The 22,778-nt window shown below is 55.4% G+C and carries 20 protein-coding genes; 10 read left to right on the forward strand and 10 right to left on the reverse strand.

Features of this window, described 5'->3' with window-relative positions; all coding sequences use genetic code 11:
• Positions 1 to 3: 3 nt before the first annotated feature.
• Positions 4 to 882 (reverse strand): lysophospholipid acyltransferase family protein, encoded by an 879-nt coding sequence (locus tag AC2FI7_RS04650; RefSeq protein ID WP_010439875.1) that lies wholly within the window; start codon positions 880 to 882, stop codon positions 4 to 6.
• Between the two features lie 78 nt (positions 883 to 960).
• Positions 961 to 4,380 (reverse strand): indolepyruvate ferredoxin oxidoreductase family protein, encoded by a 3,420-nt coding sequence (locus AC2FI7_RS04655; protein ID WP_496815387.1) that lies wholly within the window; start codon positions 4,378 to 4,380, stop codon positions 961 to 963.
• A 169-nt stretch (positions 4,381 to 4,549) separates the two neighbouring features.
• On the opposite strand from AC2FI7_RS04655, the gene AC2FI7_RS04660 reads away from it, so the two are divergent.
• The 5 genes from AC2FI7_RS04660 to grxD all read left to right on the forward strand — a co-directional run bounded on the left by AC2FI7_RS04660 (position 4,550) and on the right by grxD (position 11,305).
• A complete protein-coding gene (locus AC2FI7_RS04660; protein ID WP_010439870.1) occupies positions 4,550 to 5,458 on the forward strand; it encodes a LysR family transcriptional regulator in 909 nt (302 codons plus the stop codon).
• Positions 5,459 to 5,726: 268 nt separating this feature from the next.
• Positions 5,727 to 7,964 carry a mechanosensitive ion channel family protein gene (locus tag AC2FI7_RS04665; RefSeq protein WP_496815389.1) on the forward strand — a complete coding sequence of 746 codons (2,238 nt, stop codon included), beginning with the start codon at positions 5,727 to 5,729 and terminating at the stop codon, positions 7,962 to 7,964.
• 190 nt (positions 7,965 to 8,154) lie between these two features.
• Positions 8,155 to 10,314, forward strand: a complete 2,160-nt coding sequence (gene purL / locus AC2FI7_RS04670; protein ID WP_496815390.1) for a phosphoribosylformylglycinamidine synthase subunit PurL — start codon at positions 8,155 to 8,157, stop codon at positions 10,312 to 10,314.
• Between the two features lie 142 nt (positions 10,315 to 10,456).
• Positions 10,457 to 10,693, forward strand: a complete 237-nt coding sequence (locus AC2FI7_RS04675) for a BolA family protein (protein ID WP_010439863.1) — start codon at positions 10,457 to 10,459, stop codon at positions 10,691 to 10,693.
• Positions 10,694 to 10,942: 249 nt separating this feature from the next.
• Complete coding sequence (grxD, locus tag AC2FI7_RS04680) at positions 10,943 to 11,305, forward strand: Grx4 family monothiol glutaredoxin (RefSeq protein WP_010439861.1); 363 nt, start codon at positions 10,943 to 10,945, stop codon at positions 11,303 to 11,305.
• 1 nt (position 11,306) lies between these two features.
• Here the strand turns inward: grxD and AC2FI7_RS04685 are convergent, their stop codons facing one another.
• From AC2FI7_RS04685 to AC2FI7_RS04695, 3 genes are read right to left on the reverse strand one after another with little or no spacing between them, the layout of a single operon-like run.
• Complete coding sequence (locus AC2FI7_RS04685) at positions 11,307 to 11,657, reverse strand: MliC family protein (RefSeq protein WP_010439860.1); 351 nt, start codon at positions 11,655 to 11,657, stop codon at positions 11,307 to 11,309.
• Positions 11,657 to 12,049: a cell division protein ZapA gene (locus AC2FI7_RS04690; RefSeq protein WP_010439859.1), complete on the reverse strand. Its 393-nt coding sequence runs from the start codon at positions 12,047 to 12,049 to the stop codon at positions 11,657 to 11,659. Before AC2FI7_RS04690 ends, AC2FI7_RS04685 begins: the two co-directional genes overlap by 1 nt.
• Complete coding sequence (locus tag AC2FI7_RS04695) at positions 12,049 to 12,882, reverse strand: hypothetical protein (protein WP_010439857.1); 834 nt, start codon at positions 12,880 to 12,882, stop codon at positions 12,049 to 12,051. Before AC2FI7_RS04695 ends, AC2FI7_RS04690 begins: the two co-directional genes overlap by 1 nt.
• A gap of 235 nt (positions 12,883 to 13,117) precedes the next feature.
• Here AC2FI7_RS04695 and tkt point away from each other — a divergent pair, with 235 nt between their 5' ends.
• Positions 13,118 to 15,142, forward strand: a complete 2,025-nt coding sequence (gene tkt, locus AC2FI7_RS04700) for a transketolase (protein WP_010439855.1) — start codon at positions 13,118 to 13,120, stop codon at positions 15,140 to 15,142.
• A 54-nt stretch (positions 15,143 to 15,196) separates the two neighbouring features.
• On the opposite strand, the gene AC2FI7_RS04705 is transcribed toward tkt, so the two are convergent.
• Together AC2FI7_RS04705 and AC2FI7_RS04710 are read right to left on the reverse strand one after the other, a co-directional pair.
• Positions 15,197 to 15,607 carry a hypothetical protein gene (locus tag AC2FI7_RS04705; protein WP_010439852.1) on the reverse strand — a complete coding sequence of 137 codons (411 nt, stop codon included), beginning with the start codon at positions 15,605 to 15,607 and terminating at the stop codon, positions 15,197 to 15,199.
• A gap of 17 nt (positions 15,608 to 15,624) precedes the next feature.
• Positions 15,625 to 16,596 carry a DUF808 domain-containing protein gene (locus AC2FI7_RS04710; RefSeq protein ID WP_010439850.1) on the reverse strand — a complete coding sequence of 324 codons (972 nt, stop codon included), beginning with the start codon at positions 16,594 to 16,596 and terminating at the stop codon, positions 15,625 to 15,627.
• 180 nt (positions 16,597 to 16,776) lie between these two features.
• On the opposite strand from AC2FI7_RS04710, the gene gap (AC2FI7_RS04715) reads away from it, so the two are divergent.
• The 3 genes from gap (AC2FI7_RS04715) (at position 16,777) to gap (AC2FI7_RS04725) (ending at position 19,081) form a co-directional block, all read left to right on the forward strand.
• Positions 16,777 to 17,778 (forward strand): type I glyceraldehyde-3-phosphate dehydrogenase, encoded by a 1,002-nt coding sequence (gene gap / locus AC2FI7_RS04715; protein ID WP_010439848.1) that lies wholly within the window; start codon positions 16,777 to 16,779, stop codon positions 17,776 to 17,778.
• A 73-nt stretch (positions 17,779 to 17,851) separates the two neighbouring features.
• A complete protein-coding gene (locus AC2FI7_RS04720; RefSeq protein ID WP_010439846.1) occupies positions 17,852 to 17,995 on the forward strand; it encodes a hypothetical protein in 144 nt (47 codons plus the stop codon).
• A gap of 81 nt (positions 17,996 to 18,076) precedes the next feature.
• Positions 18,077 to 19,081 carry a type I glyceraldehyde-3-phosphate dehydrogenase gene (gene gap, locus AC2FI7_RS04725; RefSeq protein ID WP_010439844.1) on the forward strand — a complete coding sequence of 335 codons (1,005 nt, stop codon included), beginning with the start codon at positions 18,077 to 18,079 and terminating at the stop codon, positions 19,079 to 19,081.
• Here the strand turns inward: gap (AC2FI7_RS04725) and coaD are convergent.
• The 3 genes from coaD to AC2FI7_RS04740 all read right to left on the reverse strand — a co-directional run bounded on the left by coaD (position 19,073) and on the right by AC2FI7_RS04740 (position 21,047).
• Entirely contained in the window at positions 19,073 to 19,564 is a 492-nt protein-coding gene (gene coaD / locus AC2FI7_RS04730) for a pantetheine-phosphate adenylyltransferase (RefSeq protein WP_010439842.1), read from the reverse strand. The genes gap (AC2FI7_RS04725) and coaD overlap by 9 nt on opposite strands.
• 82 nt (positions 19,565 to 19,646) lie before the next feature.
• Entirely contained in the window at positions 19,647 to 20,084 is a 438-nt protein-coding gene (locus tag AC2FI7_RS04735) for a CBS domain-containing protein (protein WP_010439840.1), read from the reverse strand.
• A 60-nt stretch (positions 20,085 to 20,144) separates the two neighbouring features.
• A complete protein-coding gene (locus AC2FI7_RS04740) occupies positions 20,145 to 21,047 on the reverse strand; it encodes a LysR family transcriptional regulator (protein WP_010439839.1) in 903 nt (300 codons plus the stop codon).
• Positions 21,048 to 21,151: 104 nt separating this feature from the next.
• Between AC2FI7_RS04740 and AC2FI7_RS04745 the strand changes: the two genes are divergently transcribed.
• Complete coding sequence (locus AC2FI7_RS04745; protein ID WP_039535334.1) at positions 21,152 to 22,651, forward strand: CoA-acylating methylmalonate-semialdehyde dehydrogenase; 1,500 nt, start codon at positions 21,152 to 21,154, stop codon at positions 22,649 to 22,651.
• The last annotated feature ends 127 nt before the right edge of the window (positions 22,652 to 22,778 follow it).

The raw sequence follows: 22,778 nt of genomic DNA on the forward strand, positions 1-22,778 counted from the left end.
CCTTTAGGCGCGATGCCGTTCCTCAAATTCATAGCCGTAGTCATAAGACTTTAATGGCTCTGGAGACAGCTCATACGTCGCTTTGCGCAGGAAATCCATCATCTTGCGCGTATCCTTGCCCAATGGGTCCAGAATGTCGCGCCCGATGGGGTCTCCAACAACCACGCGCACTGGAGTATCAACACGTTTTTTGAATTCTTTGATTAGAAGACCCATGCGCAACGTGTTGTGCAGATGGCTTGCAATCTGGAACAATCGCGAGGTGTGTCCATCAAAAAACACCGGCACAACAGTCGCATCAGATTTGGCCACCATCCGAGCGGTAAATCCGCGCCACCCTGGGTCCATCGGATGCGCAAATGGCTTCGCAGCCGTGCTGACGGTGCCACCTGGAAATATCCCGATTGCCCCGCCGTCGCTTAAATAGCTTAGAGCAGTCTTGCGGGTCTCAAGGTTCAATCGCATCGCCTCTTTGGTGGCATCAAAAGAGATTGGCAGGACGATCCGATCCAAATCTTCAGCTTTGCGGAAGACATGGTTGGCAAGAATACGAAAATCTCCGCGCGTCTGAGACAGGATATGACCCATCATCAGCCCGTCCAGAATGCCGTATGGATGGTTCGCAATCAAAATCAGGGGGCCATCTTTGGGAATGTTCGATAACGCGCCACCAACCACATCCAATGTCAGCCCATAGCGTTCCATCATCACCGACCAGAAATCACGTCCCTGTGCGACTTCCTGATGGTAGCCATCTGCGCGACGGATAAGACGCAAGCGGCCCGTCGTGTTTTCCATCAACTTGATCACCATACGCCCACCCCGCGTTTCTGCGGAATGAGCGTAGGATATGTCACGAGCGACGTGATGATGCGGCGGCATTGGCTACTCCGGTTTGCTACCGACTAAATATGACGAGGTAACCAATTTGCCTAGATTTTATGACAGGATTGTAAAGCCTCACTCTGCCGCAGCTTGCATTTGAGGCCCGCCATCGCGGATAACAGCCAGCAATTCTTCGCGCCGTTTCGCGGCCTTGGCCTCATTCGCGACCAGAACCGGACCAAATCCACGAATCTCCAAAGGCAGAGCGGCAAGCGCCGTAATTGCATCGCTAGTCTCGGGTGTCAGCTTGGGCAGAACCTCTTTCAAATCCTTTTCATACTGACGGATCAAAGCACGCTCCATTTTGCGCTCCGCCGTGTAACCGAACAAATCCAGTGGAGTGCCACGCAGAACTTTCAGTTTTGCAAGCACTTTCAGAGGGCCAAGAAACCACTCGCCAAAGGCTTTCTTGGCCGGACGTCCATTATCGCCCTTTGTGCCCAAAGTCGGCGGTGCAAGATGGAAGGTCATTTTGAAGTCGCCGTCAAACTCGGCCTCTGCCTTCTGGCGACTGTCGAGCAGCAACCGTGCGACCTCATATTCATCCTTATAGGACAAGAGCTTATGGTAGCCTTTGGCGATCGCTTCACGGACCTTCTGATCATCGACGCTTTCGACCAAATTACGATAGCGTTTGGCCAATCGCTTGCTCTGATAGTCGATCAGATGTGCCGCGCGGAAATCGATCATCTGATCCAACGATTTAGGTAAATCGGCCACGTTCGGCCTTAGGATTTTGTTGACCTCTTCGTGATGGGTCACAGCCCAGCGGCCAACTTCGAACGCGCGTTTGTTGCGTTCGACCGCCGCACCGTTCAGTTCAATCGCTTCCATGATCGCCTGATGACTGATCGGTAGCAGGCCACGCTGCCATGTGGCGCCAAAGACCATCATGTTGGAATAGATCGAATCCCCCATCACCGCGCGGGCCAGATCGGTTGCATCGAACAGTGCGACCCTATCCTTTAGCCGTGCTTGCAGGGCAAGCTGCAGCTGATCACTTGGAATAGTAAACTCGGTATCTCGAGTGAAATCACCGGTAATGATCTCATGGCTGTTCACGACTGCCCCGGTACGACCAGTCTGCGTTAGACCCAGCGTTTTTGCCCCTGCCGAGACCACCAGATCACCGCCGATCAGCGCGTGCGCTTCACCAGTGGCGACACGGATCGCGCTGATGTCTTCTGGCTGGTTTGCAAGCCGGCAGTGGATATGAACGGCACCGCCCTTTTGTGCGAGGCCCGCCATCTCCATCATGCCTGCCCCTTTACCGTCGATCTGTGCAGCCTGTGCCAGTACCGCACCTATCGTGACGACGCCTGTGCCGCCAACACCCGTGATTACGACATTATGGGTTCCATCGATCTGCGGCAACTCAGGTTCCGGCAGGTCAGGTAAATCAAGCTCAGTGGTGGCTTCTTTGCGGATTTTCGCGCCTTCTACCGTCACGAAGGAAGGGCAGAACCCATTCAAGCATGAGAAGTCCTTGTTGCAGCTCGACTGATCAATTGCACGTTTGCGCCCGAGCTCGGTCTCTTTCGGGACAATTGAGACACAGTTCGACTGGACGCCGCAGTCCCCGCAACCTTCACAGATATCGGTATTGATGAACACGCGCTTGTCCGGGTCCGGGAACGTGCCCCGCTTGCGCCGCCTGCGCTTTTCGGCAGCGCAGGTCTGGACATAAACAATGACTGATACGCCCTCGATTTCGCGGAACTTTTCCTGAACCTGCATCAGTTTGGCACGCTCAAAGGTCTCGACGCCCGAGGGTAGCGCCCCGAAGTTCACATCTTCTTTTTCGTCATAGACGATGGCAACGTTGCTGACACCCATCGCGCTGACCTCAGCAACGATACGCTCAGCACTCAGACCACCTTCGTTCTCTTGCCCACCAGTCATGGCAACGGCATCGTTGTATAGAATTTTGAAGGTTATATTGGTGCCAGCCGCCAACGCGGCCCGGATCGCTTGAACGCCCGAGTGATTATAGGTTCCGTCGCCAAGATTCTGAAACACGTGTTTGGTGGTCGAGAACGGAGCCTCGCCAATCCAGTTCGTCCCTTCACCGCCCATCTGGGTGAATCCGGTAGTTTCGCGATCCATCCATTGCACCATGTAATGACAGCCAATCCCGGCATAGGCACGGCTGCCTTCCGGCAACTTGGTCGAGCTATTATGCGGGCATCCTGAACAAAAATAGGGCAATCTTGCTGCGATTTCCTGAGCATTATCAGCGCGGCGCGCCTCGTCCAGTTTTGCAAGACCTGCGCGAACGCCATCAGTATCATGGCCTTCCTCAACCAGAATCTGCCCAAGTTTTTCAGCAATCATGATTGGATCAAGCGCCCCTCGGGTCGGGAACAGCTCTTCGCGGTGCAGAGTCCCTGCTCCACCTTTGTACCAGCCGTAAACGCGACGACCACGCCGATCGTCGAAGATCGCCTCTTTGACCTGAACCTCAATCAGCTTGCGCTTTTCCTCGACGATCACAATCAGGTCGAGACCTTCCGCCCAATCGTGGAAACCCCTCATATCCAGAGGGAAGGTCTGGCCGATCTTGTAGGTTGTAATGCCAAGTCGCTCAGCCTCGTCTGCATCAATGTTCAGTAGTGACATTGAGTGCATCAGATCAAGCCAGTTCTTGCCCGCGGCAACAAATCCGATCTTGGCACCGGGTTTTCCCCAGACCCGTTTGTCCAGTTTGTTCGCATGAGAGAACGTCTCAGCCGCAAAACGTTTATAGTCAATGACCCGCGCTTCCTGTAGATGCGGCGTGTCTCCCAGCCGAATGTTCAGTCCTCCTTCGGGCATATCGAACTGAGGGATAGTTATCTGCATCCGATCGGGGCTGCCATCCACGACCGAAGTGACCTCGATCGTGTCCTTCATCGTTTTCAACCCGACCCAAACCCCAGCAAATCGGCTTAGCGCAAATCCGAAGACGCCGTAATCCAGGATTTCCTGAACTCCGGCCGGGCTGACGACTGGCATATACATATCGACCAAAGACCATTCAGACTGATGCAGAACGGTCGAGCTTTCGCCAGTATGATCGTCGCCCATGGCCATCAGGACGCCGCCATGTTGCGCGGTACCGGCCATGTTGGCATGACGCATCACATCTCCGGACCGGTCGACCCCAGGGCCTTTGCCATACCAAAGGCCAAATACACCATCGAACTTGCCGTCGCCACGTAACCCGGCTTGCTGACTGCCCCACAATGCGGTGGCGGCAAGATCTTCATTCAGACCGTATTGAAACGTCACATCGCTTTCGGCCAATTGCTTTTCAGCGCGCGACATCTGCAAATCGACAGCCCCGAGGGGTGAACCTCGATATCCCGTAACCAGACCTGCGGTATTAAACCCCGTCGCGCGGTCACGTTCTTTCTGCATTAACATCAGACGCACCAACGCCTGCGTTCCGTTTAAAAGAACCGGGCTTTTGGATAGATCAAACCGATCATTTAACGTGATCTTCGGCTGACTCATCTGACGTCTCCCCTCGTCGGATTAGTGTGCTGTATCTTTAGGTATTTTAGGTCACAATTGCTGACCTGTATAGTAATTTTCTCCTTTGCCGTAACGATTTCCCGGTTTGAATGTGGAATTTGTTACGTGTTTCATATAGGGCTGCCGAAAGATAACGAAAGTTGCGACGATGGATTGGGACAAGCTCAGAATATTTCACGCGGTTGCGGATGCAGGCAGCCTCACACATGCAGGGGACAAGCTCAATTTGTCTCAATCTGCTGTGAGCCGTCAAATTCGCGCTCTCGAAGAATCACTGGATGCGACCTTATTCCACCGCCATGCGCGTGGCCTGATTCTAACTGAACAAGGCGAATTGCTGTTCGACGCGACTTCGGCAATGTCCAAACGTCTGGACACTGCGGCTGCAAGAATTCGGGACAGCGAGGACGAGGTGTTCGGTGTTTTGCGTGTTACCACCACGTTTGGTTTCGGCACGCTCTGGCTCGCGCCTCGACTGCCCAAGCTTTACGAAAGATATCCCGATCTCAATATTGATCTGATGTTGGAAGAACGCGTTCTTGACCTGCCGATGCGCGAAGCCGACGTCGCCATCCGCATGAAAGAGCCCAGTCAGGCGGATTTGGTGCGCAAGCGCCTGATGACAGTGCAAATGATGCTCTATGCCACCAAAACCTATCTGGACAGCCACGGCGGCAAACCTGAGTCTCTCGAAGAAATCACCAAGCACAGATTGATCTGCCAGACACCATCCGCGCCTCAGGTCGGGGCCGGCGCTTCGATGGTAAAGCACCTAATGACCTATAATCCTGGATCGTTATTAACCGTGAACAACTATTTTGGCGTTCTGCAAGGTGTACTCCACGATCTTGGAATTGGTGTCCTACCCGACTACGTAACTGAGGACTTTCCCGATCTGGTTCCGATCCTGTCAGACATCGAAACTGCTGATGTACCAGTTTACCTCGCTTATCCCGAAGAGCTTCGCCATTCCAAGCGGATCGCGGCCTTTCGTGATTTCGTGCAGGACGAAATCATCGCCCACCGCAAACATCTGAGGCAGATGGGGAAACTCTAGCCATGCACTCAGGTCATAGCGGGCATGACGATCTTATCTCCTATTAAACCTTGATCGTTAACAAACTGATCCCTAAATGAGCAATTGAAGGCGATGATGCTGTAACGCTCATCATCTTCATACCTCCCTGTTGGACTACGGCCGAGCTTAGTGCTCGGCCTTTTTTTTGGCCTTACGTTCGGCAATTCTCAGGAAAGCACTGGGAAAATTGAATACACGAGCCTATGATCCCGAAAAAACACTTAAAATCGTGTTCGAGGGCTAATTCATGTTCCATTCATTGCGCCTATTGTTGGCGATGATTTCAGTCTTGTTTCTGGCGGTGCCGCTGCACGCACAAGACACAAGCACAACTTCTTCGGTTACGATCCCCCAGGATCTAACGCCTGAGCAAGTCGATGATCTGGTTGCGCGTATGTCTGATGACCAGGTACGGGCGATCTTGCTTGAACGCCTTGATGCAGTTGCCGAAAAACATGCCGCAGAGAAGGAAGGTCACGAAGATCCGCTGACTGAACTGAACGAGATCTGGGCGGAAATGGTTACCTCCTGGACGCAAGTACTAACGACAGTTCCCAATATCGTCAGTGCGCAAATAAAAGCGTTCAGCAATTTTGCGGATAAATTCAACGAAACCGGGGTCCTTACCTTGATCGGGCTAGTGCTATCGGTCCTACTGGTCGGATATGTAGCAGAAAAGCTGTTCAGCATATTAACCCGTCGCTGGTCAAAGGCATCCGAAGTCGGAGATGAAGCTGACCTTAGGGGAGCCGTGCAGTACCTATTCCGCCGGTTTTGCCGCGAAATTGCCGGTCTCATCGTGTTCTACGTGGTTATCCGGGCGCTTGGTCGCGCATTACTGACCCCCGATCAAATCACGTTTGCCGCACCATTCGTATTCTTCTTGATTTGGGTCCCGCGTCTTGGGGCAGCTGTGTCGCGATTTGTACTCGCGCCGCAAAAACCTCAATACCGCTTGGTGAATATTGATGACCACTGGGCTAAATACCTGCACAGAAATCTGATTGGCCTTCTGATCCTGATCGGTTTCACGCTATTTGTTGTCCGCTTCAATGGACTCAACGGAATTACTCCAAACGAGACGCGCATCGGCTTTTGGCTGAATGCGGCAATCCACATCTATATCGGTGTAATCGCCTGGACTGCTCGTGAAGGACTGTCGCAGATGATGCTGGGCACAGACCCGGATCGCACCAAGTTTGATGAGGAAGTCGCGCATTATTACCCCTACTTCGCCATTGGCGTGTCGGTGGTGATCTGGTTGCTCGTTGAATTCCTCGTGGCACAGCGTAATCCGGCAATCTTGCGCGTGCTTGGAACCGGGGCGCATTTCACCACTATGTTCTGGCTGTTGATCGCACCAGCGCTAGACACGTTGATACGTGGATTGGTGCGCCATCTGCAGCCACCGCTATCGGGTGAAGGACCTTTGGCGGAACGCGCCTATCGCTCGGCCAAGCGCAGTTATATCCGGATTGGGCGGGTTATTGCGGGGCTGTTCGTGGTCCTGATGATTTCGCGTGCCTGGCAACTTGACCTTCGCCATGTCGCATCAGCTGGCATCGGAGCAGAAGTCGGTGGCGCGGTCATACAGTTCCTGCTGATCATCGCGGTCGGCTATATCTTGAACGAGATTGTCTCACTCTGGATCAATCGTCGTCTGGCGAAAGAACAAACTGCCGCGGAAGAGCTGGATGAAGAAGCTGGCGGCGAAGGTGGCGGAGCTGGTGGTTCGCGCCTGGCAACGGTTCTGCCTTTGCTGCGGATCACCGCACAGGTCACAATCTGCGTCATCTTTGGCCTGCTGGCGTTGAGTGCGCTTGGGATCAACATTACACCGCTACTGGCCGGTGCTGGTGTTCTGGGTCTGGCTATTGGCTTTGGCGCGCAAAAACTGGTGGCCGATATCGTAGGTGGTATTTTCTTCTTGATCGATGACGCCTTCCGTGTCGGCGAATATGTCGATGTCGGCGGTACGATGGGAACGGTCGAAAAGATCTCGATCCGCTCCATGCAATTGCGCCACCATCGCGGGCCCGTTCACACGATCCCATATGGCGAGATTCAGAAGTTGACCAATTTCAGCCGCGACTGGGTCATCATGAAGCTCAAGTTCACAGTGCCTTTCGATACCGATCCCAATAAGGTCAAAAAGATCTTCAAGAAGATCGGTGCCGAGATGATGCAGGACGAGACTCATAAAGATGGGTTCCTGCAGCCGTTCAAATCTCAGGGTGTGTTCGACTTTGATGATGTCGGTATGATCATCCGAGGCAAGTTCATGGCCAAGCCGGGCAAGCAGTTCACGCTGCGGAAGGAAATCTTCAATCGCGTGAAAGCAGAGTTCAACGCCAATGGCATCGACTTCGCCCGCCGCGAGGTGCGCGTTGCGATACCTGGCAGCGAGAATATGACTGAAGAACAAAAAGCAGCCGCCGGTGCAGCTGCAGCTGATGCCGTCAACAAAGGTCAGAACCCGGCCTAAATCGGTAGGATTGGCGCTGGGATTTTACAGCGCCAATCTATAAGCCAACCTCCAGATGTGCGGAATCGGCGGCATTGTCGGTTCCGCATTTTCTTTTCTAAATGGCCCTGCGGTGACTTGACCCTTCCCACGGAAGCGCCCTTGCCCTAAAAGGCCCGCAATCTCGGCCACTATGGACACAGGACAGAAGATGCAAGAGCCCGCCATCACCCCGGATCTGATTGCTGCACACGGGCTCAAGCCCGAGGAATACGACATGATCCTCGAGATCATCGGGCGCGAGCCAACATTCACCGAACTTGGCATTTTCTCGGCTATGTGGAACGAGCATTGTTCATATAAGTCCTCGAAGAAATGGCTACGCACACTGCCCACCTCCGGCCCACAAGTTATCTGCGGCCCTGGTGAGAACGCTGGCGTGGTTGATATTGGTGACGGCCAGGCCGTGGTGTTCAAAATGGAAAGCCACAACCACCCCTCCTACATTGAGCCCTATCAGGGTGCCGCGACCGGCGTTGGTGGTATTTTGCGGGATGTCTTTACCATGGGCGCGCGCCCCATCGCCTCAATGAATGCGCTGTCCTTTGGTGAACCCGGCCACCACAAAACCCGTCAGCTTGTAAATGGCGTGGTTGAAGGCATCGGCGGCTACGGTAACTGCTTCGGTGTGCCTTGCGTTGGTGGCGAAGTTCGGTTCCATCCAGCCTATAACGGCAACTGCCTCGTTAACGCCTTTGCTGCAGGTCTGGCCGACAGTGACAAGATTTTCTATTCGGCGGCCTCGGGTGTCGGTATGCCTGTTGTTTATCTAGGCGCTAAAACCGGACGCGATGGCGTGGGCGGTGCGACCATGGCTTCGGCGGAATTCGACGACACCATCGAAGAAAAGCGCCCGACTGTTCAGGTCGGCGACCCCTTCACCGAGAAACGCTTGATGGAAGCCACGCTGGAACTGATGCAGACCGGTGCCGTGATCTCCATTCAGGATATGGGCGCAGCGGGGCTGACCTGTTCGGCCGTTGAGATGGGAGACAAGGGTGGTCTCGGCGTTCGCCTTGATCTGGAGAACGTCCCTCAGCGCGAAGAAAACATGACCGCGTATGAAATGATGTTGTCTGAGTCTCAGGAGCGAATGCTGATGGTCCTCAAACCTGAGCTTGAAGCCGAAGCCCGTGCGGTTTTCGAGAAATGGGATCTGGATTTCGCCATTGTTGGTGAAACGATCGCCGAAGACCGGTTCCTGATCATGCACAACGGCGAAGTCAAAGCAGACCTCGTCCTTTCCAAACTGTCTTCAACGGCACCCGAGTACGACCGCCCATGGGAACCAACGCCCAACGCGGAAGAGCTGACAGATGTGCCCCAGATCGACCCAGTTGATGGCCTTCGCGCCCTGCTCTCTTCGCCGAACTACGCAGGCAAGCAATGGGTGTACGAACAGTATGACACCATGGTCATGGCCGACAGCTCCCGCACGCCTGGTCTGGGGGCTGGAATGGTGCGTGTGCACGGAACTGACAAGGTGCTGGCGTTCACCAGCGACGTGACCCCGCGCTATGTCCGCGCAAACCCTGTTGAGGGCGGCAAACAGGCCGTAGCCGAAGCCTACCGCAACCTGACTGCCGTGGGCGCCAAGCCGCTGGCCACCACTGACAATTTGAATTTCGGCAATCCCGAAAAGCCTGAGATCATGGGCCAGTTTGTAGGTGCAATCCAAGGTATCGGAGCCGCAGTCGGAGCCTTGGACATGCCCATCGTTTCCGGCAACGTGTCGCTATATAACGAGACTGATGGGCAAGCGATCCTGCCAACTCCCACGATTGGGGCCGTAGGCCTGCTGCAAACTGCCGATGAAATCATCGGCAACGAGGTTCGTGAAGGCCATGTCGCTCTGGTTATCGGCGAAACCCAAGGCCATCTGGGCCAGTCGGCCCTTCTGGCCGAAGTCTTCAACCGAGAAGACGGGGACGCCCCACATGTCGATCTGGACGCTGAACAGCGCAACGGAGAGTTCATTCGCGCCAATCGTGAAATGATCAAAGCCTGCACCGATCTGGGTGACGGTGGCCTTGCCCTAGCCGCTTTTGAACTAGCCGAGGCTGCTGGTGTCGGCGTTTGCCTCGACGATGCCTCGACCGAGTTCCTGTTCGGAGAAGATCAGGCGCGCTATCTGGTCGCCTGTAACTTTGATCAGGCCGAAGCATTGATGATCGCAGCTGGTCAGGCGGGTGTTCCCCTAGCGTCAGTTGGACGTTTCACTGGGGATAGTGTTAAAATCGGCAGCTCCGAAGTCTCGCTTGCCGAGTTGGCGGATACGTTCCGCAGCAGCTTTGCCGAAGCCGTTGCCTGATCAATCTTTGTTCTGGTGCGATCAAACAGATTTCTTGCGCGTGTCGGCGCACAGGAATTGTTGTTGAACGGAACCGGCCCCATCTTGCACGCCCCGTCTCATCGCTCTACATCTTGGGAATGACCTTCAGGAGTAAACCTACATGCCGATGAGCGCCCACGAAATTGAAACTCTGCTACGCGAGAGCTTTCCAGATGCGGAAATCCAGGTTGGTGGCAGCGATGGCGTGCATATGTCCGCCATGGTCGTGGATGAGAGCTTTCGCGGTAAGAACCGCGTTCAGCAACAGCGTGCTGTTTATGCCGCGTTGAAAGGCAAGATGGATGGCCCGGATGGAGAGTTGCACGCGCTGGCGCTGACCACGAAAGTACCGGAGTAATATGGAGCACGCGATTGTAATCTCAATTGCAGTCACCGTCTTTGTTGTGTTGATCGCGCTCATAGCTTGGAACCATTCAAAGACGGGACGCAATACAAGACGAGGATCGCCACCTGGACAGGGAGAACACCTCCTGCATTCCTCCTACATTTCACATGACGGTGCAATTAGCTCGGCGCAGACCCATATTCCGAAGAATCCTCAAGACTACGCCAAAGCAATAATGCCGAAGAGCAAAGGAAACACCAAATGAACGACGTGAAATCCCAGATCGACGAAACCGTCAAAGCCAATGACGTGGTGCTATATATGAAAGGTACCAAAGAGATGCCGCAGTGCGGGTTCTCGTCGCGCGTCGCTGGTGTATTGAACTACATGGGTGTCGAATATACCGACGTGAATGTTTTGGCGGACGACTCTGTCCGTCAGGGCATCAAGGATTATTCGGACTGGCCAACTGTGCCCCAGCTTTTTGTCAAAGGCGAGTTTGTCGGCGGCTGCGACATCATCACCGAGATGACCCTTTCGGGAGAGCTGGATACTTTGTTTGAAGAAAACAATGTCGGCTACGACAAAGATGCAGCCGACAAAATCCGTGAAGCAAACGCCTAATTCACCGGCTAGAGCAGTCCTTGAACAAGACACGTTCGGGGGCTGTGCTGCCTTGGGCCTGATGGCTGATCGTAGCTTCCCAGCCTTTGGATCGAAGGGTGTATGTCCCTGCCCCGTCTACAGATTCGTAGCGAATACCTGATCCGCTTTGAACCTGTTTCAGCGCAATTAACTGGTCCTCAATCAGCATCGCGGCAGCACCTGATCCATCTGCGGCGTTGAAATAGGACACTGGCACCTGCGTGTTGTTCTCGCAGTTAAATGTCACAGACAGTATGTCGATCTCGGCCAAACCTGCCGTAGCGTACAAAGACAATACCGCGGCCCCTGCAGCCGTTCGAACAAAGCCCATCAGGCTTTCCTTTCCTCGATCACCGCAGCCAGCGCTTCTGCACGCGCGGCCATCTCCGCCAATGTGTCTGTTACCGAAGGTGGCACCACTGCAACTTCAATTCGCTCGGGCTCGGGCAGAGGTTGACTACGCAGGCGATTCAACTCGGCTTCGGCTTCCACAAGCTTTGCCTCGGCCAGCTTCAGGCGATCTTCGTGCGCTGCCGCTTTGTCGGCCAACATTAGTCCGGCCATCAACAACATGCGAGATTCAGGCATGCGTCCGATCTGGTCCGACAATACCTGTGCTTCATCATCCAAAAGCTTGGCCGCGGCCTGCAGAAAGGGCTCTTCACCGTCCTGGCACGAGACATCAAATCCTCGTCCGCCGATATGAATGGTCACCTCGGGCATTATTCAACCTCTCCTTCAGCCAGATTGGCGTGGGTCAACAATGGTTCGAGCCGGGCCAGAACCGCATGTGCTTCGGCCGCGTCCGAGGCTCTTGCGGCACGCGTTGCTTCCAACTCTGCAGCAGTTGCGCGATTCAGCATGTCTGCATCGGTCACACCATCTTCTGCAGCGGCGCGCAACTCATCCACTGTTCCACGCAACTGTTCGTTTGCCTTGCGCAACCGTTGCAAATCGTCATCCAGTCGCGACATCGCCGCGCCATGGCTGGCACGCTCGGCACGCAGCATTTCAAGCTCGGCGTTCAATTCGGTCAGCCGCTCGCTATCGACCAATTCAGCGCGCAGACGGGACAGCTCTGCCTCCATCTCTTCGGCGCGATCTGCGATGGGGGTCAATTGCTCGACCTCGGCCCGCAACGAATCGGCTTCTTCTGCGGCATTTTCCATGGATCGCAGGGTTTCGATTTCGGCTTTCAGTGAATTTACTTCGTCGCTGTTATCCAGAGCGGCCTTGGCCTCGGCTAACTCTGCGCGCGCGGCCTCGACCGTTGCAAGCTTTGCGGTCGCCTCGGCCAATTGATCACGCAGTGCAGCAACTTCTTCTCCTGATCCCGCCTGCTCCCGGAGGGCATCAATCTCAAGAGCGTGCCTTTCTATGAGCGATTTCAGCCGCTCTTCCAACTGCGCATTGGCCAAGCGCTCTTCTTCAAGTTCTGATCGTAATGCAGCACCATTATCGACCGCGGGCCCAGCGTCCTGCAGTGCCTCGACTCCGGTGCCGATCCGCTCCATCGCAGTAATGATACGGCGTTGTAATTCTTCGATCTGACTCATGCCCCTGTCACCTCTTTATCAAGGTTCGTTCTGCTATACGCCTGTCCGAATCAAAAGCGGCGGCTCTCTGCACTAGTCTAACGGAATGTAACAGAAAATACCCACTGTTTGGTTTCAATCACTTGCACACCGCTCTTGAAGCGCCAGATCGGCGCAGAACCCGGTTCTGCTTGCACTTTGTCAGACGGATGGTATTCAGCGCTAAATCTGCCCGTAACCCAAAGGAATAACGCCCGTGGACCTGACTGCGCTGCGCAATGCCAACCCCGAACACTGGGACAAGGCTGCGGCCATCCGCACCCTGACCCTCGACGCCGTCGCCGCCGCCAATTCCGGCCATTCCGGTATGCCAATGGGCATGGCCGATGTTGCGACTGTATTGTTCGAAAAGCACCTGAAATTTGACGCCTCTGCCCCGAATTGGCCGGATCGTGACCGGTTCATCCTGTCGGCGGGTCACGGTTCGATGCTGGTCTATTCGCTGCTTTACCTGACTGGTCATGGCGACGTTACGCTGGAAGAAATCAAAAACTTCCGCCAGTTGGGCGCCAAAACAGCCGGCCACCCCGAGAATTTCCTGATAGACGGTGTCGAAACCACCACTGGCCCTCTGGGTCAGGGCATCTCGAACGCTGTGGGCTTTGCCATGGCCGAGGAAATCCAGCGTGCGCATTACGGCAAGAAGATCGTTGATCACTACACTTATGTGATTGCGGGCGACGGCTGCCTGATGGAAGGCGTTAGCCAAGAGGCGATCACCCTGGCTGGCCGACACGAACTGAGCAAGCTGATCGTCTTCTGGGACAACAACAACATCACCATCGACGGCACCGTTGATATCGCCGACCGCACCGATCAGGTGCGCCGTTTTGCGGCTTCGGGCTGGCATGTGCTTGAGATTGACGGTCATGACCCCAAGGCCATCGACGATGCCATCGTGCGGGCGAAAAAGTCGAACAAGCCGACAATGATCGCCTGCGAGAGCCACATCGCACTTGGCCACGCGGCTCAGGACACTTCGAAAGGCCACGGCGCACTGACCGATCAGGATCAGTTGAAGGCGGCCAAAGACGGCTATGGCTGGCCGCATGACGCGTTTGTCATCCCCACAGAAGTCAAAGCTGCATGGGAAGCTATTGGTACACGTGGTGCTGCCGAGCGCACGGCATGGGAGGAGCGTTTCGCGCAAATCTCCGACCGTAAGCAGGCGGAATTCAACCGTGCCTATGCGTTTGAAGCACCGAAGAAACTGGCTGGTGCCATTCGTTCGTTCAAAAAGCAGATGTCCGAGGATCAGCCGAAACTGGCAACCCGAGCCTCGTCCGAAAAGGTTCTGAACGTGGTGAACCCGATCATGCCAGAAACCATTGGTGGTTCGGCTGACCTGACCGGTTCAAACAACACCAAATCGGCGGATATGGGCGTGTTCCTACCGGAAAACCGCAAAGGCCGCTACATCCACTATGGTATCCGTGAACACGGCATGGCCGCTGCGATGAACGGTATGGCTCTGCACGGGGGCATCCGCCCCTATGGCGGCACCTTCATGGCTTTCACTGACTATGCCCGCCCTTCCATGCGTTTGGCTGCCTTGATGAAGGTGCCTACGGTCTTTGTGATGACACATGACTCGATTGGTCTGGGCGAAGACGGCCCGACCCACCAGCCGGTGGAACATCTGGCGATTTCGCGCGCAACGCCAAACACCTATGTCTTCCGCCCCGCTGACACTGTTGAGACTGCCGAAGCTTGGGAACTGGCACTCACCTTCAAAGACAGCCCCTCGGTCCTGTCGCTGACCCGTCAGGGCGTGCCAACAGTGCGGACCGAGCACAAAGGTAAAAACCTGACCTCACAAGGCGCATATGTGCTCGCCGACGCAGAAGCCAAGCGTCAGGCCATACTGATCGCTACCGGATCCGAGGTCTCGCTGGCCATGGAAGCCAAAGCGATGCTGGAGGCCGAGGGCATTGGCACCCGCGTCGTATCAATGCCTTGCATGGAGCTGTTTGCCGAACAGAATGAAGCCTACCGTAAGCGCGTCCTACCTGCCGGTGCCGTCCGCGTTGGCATCGAGGCCGCCGTACGCGCTGGCGGATGGGACCGCTGGTTGCTGGGTGAACGTGGCCGCGAAGCCAAAGCTGGGTTTATTGGCATGTCGAGCTTTGGTGCATCAGCCCCGGCAGGTGAGTTGTACAAACACTTTGGCATTACCGCAGAAGCGACCGTCGCGAAGGTAAAAGAACTGCTGGGGCTGTAAGCACTCGGCTCAACAGTTGTAGATACAAAGGGCGGCTTTCTAGGCCGCCCTTTCCTATTTTGGCTGGCTCAATTTCGCCCTTAACGCCTCATATGCCAATTTCGCAAAGTCCAATCGCAGTTCGTACCGTTTCGCTGGCACGATCCCTCCGGGTACGATTTGCCCTGCCCAAGACAAAACTTGCCGCACATGCGTTCCATAAAGCGGAATGAATTGCGCAGATTGACCAGTAAGCAGGTTGAACATTCGCCCGCCTGCCCACTTGGCACGTTCGGCAGCTTTGTCCGCCGTGTCGATCCGAATATGCAGAACCCGATACAGTGCGTTCGGTTCAAACGGCATTTGTTCCGCACCAAGGTTCATGGCAGCCAATGCCGCTGCTTTACGTTTGGCAGCGAGCCCCCTCAACTTAAACCGGGTGCGGACTTGAACCGGTCGAAAGGCTGGTAAATGACTAAGATCCATCACCTCACGCCTTCGATTCAGTGAACTCCAGGCTTATTTGAAAACTTCCCGATCATCGGCGCAATCACTTTGGTCGCCAACGGTATCAGTACAAACCCCCAAGCCAAGCCAAACACCCCATCCATTGTCGCTTTTGCGATCCATTCGGCGGCTTTTTCCCATTGGGCAGGCACTGCATGTCCTACCGCATAAGCCCAGTCATGAATATGATGGCCCAACCAGCCAAAGCCCAGAACCTCCATCCCGTGGATGATAATCGATCCTCCGACCCAGAGCATGGCGGCAGTTCCAACGATTGATAGTGTCTTCATCACGCCGGGCATGGCTTTGACCAAGCCCCGACCAAGACCTCGGCCCACAGGCGTCGGCGCGTTCTTAGCCAGATACAACCCGACATCATCCATCTTAACGATCAGCGCAACTGAGCCGTAAACCGCCAGAGTCACACCCAACCCAACCACCGCAAGCGTCGCAGCCTGCATCCAGATGTTGGGCGCTTCGATAGCCGCCAATGCAATGGTCATGATCTCGGCGGACAGAATGAAATCGGTCTTGATTGCCCCCTTGACCTTCTGCTCTTCCAAATGCCCTGGGTCGCGGTTTTTCATGTCTTCTTCGATGACGTGACTGCCATGCGGGAACAAGACATGAAAAATCTTCTCGGCGCCCTCAAAGCACAGATACGAGCCACCTATCATCAGCAAAGGCGTAATCAGCCATGGCGCAAAGTTCGCCAACAGCAGTGCCACGGGCAACAGCAAGACAATCTTGTTGAAAACCGATCCGCGAGCGATGCGCCAGATGATGGGTAATTCTCGTGCCGGCGCGAAACCCTGCACGTATTTAGGAGTTACTGCCGCGTCGTCGATTATTACACCGGCAGTCTTGGCCCCGGCCTTGCCAGCCGCTGCTACGACATCGTCCACTGATGACGCTGCAACCTTTGCAATGCCTGCCACATCATCCAACAGGGCCAACAGACCACTCATCGCGCATCCTCTTGTTTATCCGCTGTTGCCGACACTACCTGATCCAACCCTTAGCGCAAGCGTTAGCGCAACCGGCACAGGTTTGCGCTAACACCTTAAAAATATGCCATTTTTGCCCTTTTGAGATTCGGTTTTCACGGCTATATGGCCAGCAACACAAGCGCAGTTTGGAGACGTCGGATGACCATCAAGGTCGGTATCAATGGTTTTGGCCGCATCGGCCGCTGTACACTGTCGCACATCGCCGCATCGGCGCGTAACGACATCGAAGTGATCAAGGTCAACGCCACTGGCCCGCTGGAAACATCGGCACATCTGCTGAAATATGACAGCATTCACGGCCGTTTCCCGCGCGAAGTGTCTGTCGAAGGCAACACCATGGATCTGGGCCGTGGCCCGATGGAAATGTTCTCGACCTATGACATGAACGAGCTTGACTGGGAAGGCTGCGATGTCGTCCTGGAATGTACTGGCAAGTTCAATGACGGGCTAAAGGCAAAGACGCACCTAGATCGCGGCGCTGGTAAGGTGCTGCTTTCGGCGCCAGGTAAGAATGTCAATAAGACAATTGTGTTTGGCGTAAACCACAACACCCTGACTGCAAACGACAATATGGTGTCCAACGGCTCCTGCACGACCAACTGCCTGGCCCCGCTTGCCAAAGTTCTGGATGAAGGCATCGGTATCGAGCATGGCATCATGACCACGATCCACGCTTATACCGGCGACCAGCCCACTCTGGACCGTCGTCACGGCGATCTTTATCGCGCACGCGCCGCAGCCATGTCGATGATCCCGACCACAACCGGTGCTGCGGCAGCGCTGGGTGAAGTCCTGCCTAACCTCAAGGGCCGCTTGGACGGTTCCGCGATCCGTGTACCTACCCCAAATGTCTCGGCCGTTGACCTGTCGTTCCGCGCATCGCGCGACGTGACCGTAGAAGAGGTTAACGCAATCGTTGAAGAAGCCGCCAAGGGCCCGATGCAGCGGGTCCTTGGCTATGAGCCTGCGCCGCTGGTCTCGACCGATTTCAACCACACCGAAGAGAGCTCGATCTTCGCACCAGACCAGACCCGCGTCGTTGACAACCGTATGGTGCGTGTACTGGCATGGTATGACAACGAATGGGGCTTCTCGGTGCGTATGGCGGATGTCGCCGTAGCGATGGGCCGCCTTAACTGACCCTTCGCACATCGCTTGTACCTTGATGCCCGCTCAGGTTATCTGAGCGGGCATTTTCGTTCAGGGCGCAGAAATGACAAATCAAATCGCTATCTGGCTTGGAATCCTAATTCTGGGCGGTCTGATGCTGGACGTTGCACTATTCGGCACCGAACACCTGCTGTTCCTTGGTAAGAAGCTTTACGATTTTCTGGATTGGCTTGCCTTCTGGCGATGACAGAGGTTTTGCTTGACTTTCGCGCCAATCTAGCTTTGTTAGCGCTAACCATCAATCGACCAAATTCTGACGGAGCGCATTATGACACTCAAGCTAGCAATCAACGGATTTGGACGGATCGGACGAGGCGTATTGCGAGCCGTCATGGAATCCGGACGCACCGATGTTGAAATCGTCGCTATTAACGATCTGGCAAAGCCGGAAATGAACGCTCATCTGTTCGAATTCGACAGTGTGCATGGCCGTTATCCCAACCCGGTAACGCTCAGCGATTCCGGCCTGGACGTCGGTGCCGGATCAATCCGCTTGACCAGCGAGCGTGATCCCGAAGCACTGGATTGGTCAGATGTGGATGTTGTTCTGGAATGCACCGGAGTTTTCAGGACCCGTGAAGCAGCCGAGCGGCACCTGAAAAACGGATCAAAGAAAGTATTGATTTCTGCCCCTGCCCGTGGCGATGGTGGCGTGAAGACTGTTGTCTTTGGCGTAAACGATCATGAGCTTACCGCTGACGATATCGTTGTCTCGAACGCCTCGTGTACTACCAACTGCCTGTCGCCCGTGGCCGCAGCACTGGACGCTGGGCTTGGCATCAAGCACGGCAATATGACAACCGTTCATGCCTACACGGCGAGCCAACCGGTTCATGACACAGCTGGGAAAGACCCCTACCTGTCGCGCGCAGCAGCACTGTCGATGATTCCCACGACAACCGGCGCGGCGTCTGCAGTGGGTCTGGTATTGCCACAACTGGCCGGAAAGTTGACCGGGCAAGCCATTCGCGTGCCTACGCCCAATGTCTCAGTTGTTGACCTGGTCGCCGAAGTATCACGCCCAACAACCGAAGAGGAGGTCAATACCCTCTTCGTAGAAGCCGCCGCGAAGGTCCCCGGCGTTTTGGCAGCCGAGAATCGCCCCCTGATATCGATCGATTTTAACCACGACTCGCACAGCTCGACCGTTTCGCTGGCTGAAACCAAAGTAACCGACGGCACGCTGGTGCGCGTCCTCGCTTGGTACGACAATGAGTGGGGCTTCTCGAACCGAATGCTGGACACGGCCGCCGCGATGGGTGCCCTAGCCTAAACGCTCACGCAGAGCTTCATTGACGCGGGGCGTGACGAATTTCGACACGTCCCCATTCAACCTGGCGATTTCTTTGACCAGTTTCGAGGCAATCGCCTGATGCCGAGCCTCGGCCATTAGGAAGACCGTTTCAATCGAGTCGTCCAGCGCGCGGTTCATGCCGACCATCTGGAATTCGTACTCGAAATCCGCGACCGCGCGCAGACCGCGCACAATGATTTGCGCCCCGACATCTCGTGCACAATCGATCAGCAGGTTTTCAAATGGGTGCGCTACGATTTCGGTTCCGGTCTGTTCGGTGAGATGCGCACACTCGGCTTCGATCATCGAGACTCGTTCTTCCAAAGAAAACAGAGGGCCCTTGTCGCGGTTGATAGCGACGCCAATCACAAGCTTATCCACCAATGCAGCGGCACGGCGAATGATGTCGATATGGCCCAATGTGATTGGGTCAAAGGTACCGGGATATAATCCAACCCGCATAGGGCTCTCCAGCGCAACAAAATTTCTGCGCAAGCAAACATAACTTTGCCGCAGGTGCAAGAGGCTGAAACAGCCTCCGCGTTCAGTGGCCCATGATCATGCCTTCAAGCGCGTCTTTTTCCATAGCAAGTTCAGCCAGTTGCGCCTTGACCGCATCGCCCAGCGTTACGATTCCGACCAGTTTGCCCTCTTCCAGAACCGGCATATGGCGAAATCGACCTTCCGTCATTTGTGACAGGATGGATTCGACCGAGTCCTGCTGGCTGGCTGTTACAAGTTTCTTGGTCATGTAGGTACTGACCGGCTTGTCCAGACACCCGCTACCACTGGCCGCCAGCTCGCGCACGATATCACGTTCGGACAGGATGCCCGATGCCGTCTGCCCGCCATCTTCGGAAACGATCACAGTGCCGATCCGATTCTCCGCCAGGATTGCGGCGGCCTGCGAGACCGACGCCGATGGTTCGACCGTCACTACGCCGCTGCCAGCTTTGGACTTGAGAATGGCCTGAACGAGCATCTGCAAAAACCTCCGGAATAACGTACTGTTTTCTAAGCGTTGCCGGAATGTCTGAAGGTGTCAAGGTGAAGCTTCGGCTTCCAGCCGCGCTACTTCGTCCCGCAGGCCACGTGTTAGTGCTTCGGCAAACCGATTCAACCGCTCATTGCGCTGGTCACCCTGATGGCGGACCAGATAGAACCCCCGGGTCAGACTTACCTGATCCGTCAGTATTTTTTGCAATCCCCGGTGGAACGGCAATGTAAAATCATGCGCAACACAAACCCCGGTGCCCAGCGACACCTGCCGCAACTGAACTGAGACCGAGTTTGATGCAAGCGCGACACGCTCAACACCAATATCGTTGAGGTAGTCAAGTTCCCGATCGAAGATCATGTCCGGGATATAGCCGATCATCCTGTGCCCTTTCAGATCCTCAATGGATCTAATTTCAGCGTGGCGATTCAGGTAATCTTTCGTGGCGACCATGTGCAGCCGATAATCGGATATCTTTTGAACCAGCAATTGCCCGGCAGTGGGCGCACTGACAGTGACCGCCATATCGGCCTCTCGCCGGGATAGGTTGATAATGCGCGGCAACGCCAAAATCTGAATATCGAGGTCAGGATTCGCATCGCTGATCTTGGCGCAGACCTGCGGCAAAAGGTAATTGGCACTTCCATCCGGCGCACCAATTCTGATCTGACCACTCAGCGACTTGGCGGAACCCGACATGACACCTGTCGCCGCGCGCATAGCCTCTTCTGCCTGTAGCCCATGCTCCATGAGACGCTGTCCCGCAGTCGTCAACACATAGCCCTGCTGTGATTTCGTGAACAACACCGCGTCCAAAGCCGCTTCCAATCGCGCGATTCTGCGACCGACAGTCGCCGGGTCTATCTTAAGAACCCGCCCCGCCCCCGAAAGGCTTTCGTCGCGAGCAACTGCCAGGAAAACCCGCAAATCATCCCAATTCGGCGTCATGCCCTACCCTTTGCATTTTTGCAAAACTGATTTGAAATATTGCCTCTGTTCAGGTGATTTTCGCAAGTCTATTCTGCGCGCAACCTAATCCGGAGGAACTTGCCATGCAGAACCTGACCCATTTCATCAACGGCGAACATGTCGCCGGCACATCTGGCCGCTTTGACGATGTGTTCAACCCGGCAACGGGCGAAGTGCAGTACCAATGCCCGATGGCAAGTGTCGCCGAGACCACCGCAGCGATCGAAGACGCAGCAGCTGCTCAGGTCGCTTGGGGCGCAACCAACCCGCAGAAGCGCGCGCGCGTTATGATGGCGATGGTTGGCTTGATGAACCGCGACATGGACAAGCTGGCCGAGGCGCTCAGCCGTGAACATGGCAAGACCATCCCGGACGCCAAGGGTGACCTGCAGCGCGGTCTGGAAGTGATCGAATACTGCATCGGCGCCCCCCAGATGCTGAAAGGTGAATTCACCGACAGCGCGGGCCCGGGCATCGATATGTATTCGATGCGTCAGCCGCTGGGTGTGGTCGCCTCGATCATGCCGTTCAACTTCCCGGCCATGATGCCGTTGTGGCATGTCGGCCCGGCACTAGCCTGCGGCAACGCAGTTGTTCTGAAACCGTCCGAGCGTGACCCTTCTGTTCCATTGATGCTGGCTGAACTGTTTGTCGAAGCTGGTCTGCCCAAAGGCGTGTTCCAGGTTGTGAACGGCGACAAAGAGGCCGTGGATACCTTGCTGGACAGTGAGATCATTCAGGGCGTGTCGTTCGTGGGTTCAACCCCGATCGCGCAATACATCTACGCTCGTGCAACCGCCAACGGCAAACGCGCACAGTGCTTCGGTGGCGCCAAGAACCACATGATCGTTATGCCTGACGCCGATCTGGATCAGGCCGCTGACGCGCTGGTCGGTGCTGGCTTTGGCGCAGCTGGCGAACGCTGCATGGCAATCTCGGTCGCTGTACCGGTTGGCGAAGAAACCGCAGACGCACTGATCGAAAAACTGATCCCGCGTGTCGAAAAGCTGAAAGTCGGCCCCTACACAGCAGGTGACGACGTTGACATGGGTCCGGTGGTCACTGCCGCTGCGAAAGAACGTATCCTTGGCCTGATCAACTCGGGCGTTGAGCAAGGCGCGAAGCTGGTTGTCGACAACCGTGACTTCAGCCTGCAGGGTTATGAGGACGGTTTCTTTGTCGGCCCGCACCTGTTCGACAACGTCACGCCCGACATGGACATCTATAAGCAAGAGATCTTTGGCCCGGTCCTGTCGACCGTCCGCGCGGGTTCTTATGAAGAAGCGCTGAAACTGGCGATGGATCATGAATACGGCAACGGCACCGCGATCTTCACCCGCGACGGCGACACCGCACGTGATTTCGCCAGCCGGATCAACATCGGCATGGTTGGTATTAACGTGCCGATCCCGGTTCCGCTGGCCTATCACACCTTCGGTGGCTGGAAGAAGTCCATGTTCGGTGACCTGAACCAGCACGGCCCGGACAGCTTCAAGTTCTACTCGCGCACCAAGACTGTCACATCGCGCTGGCCGTCGGGTATCAAGGAAGGCGGCGAGTTCAACTTCAAAGCCATGGACTGATCTAATAGATCATTAATTAGGAAGCCCGGCCTAACGCAGGCCGGGTTTCTTTCGTTTTGGGCCTGTTCCTGCTGGTTCAGACACCTCACGAGAAATTCAGAGGCCTACCTCTGGAAAAGTCAGGCAA

The sequence above is a fragment of the Ruegeria sp. YTSA064 genome, assembly GCF_059610325.1.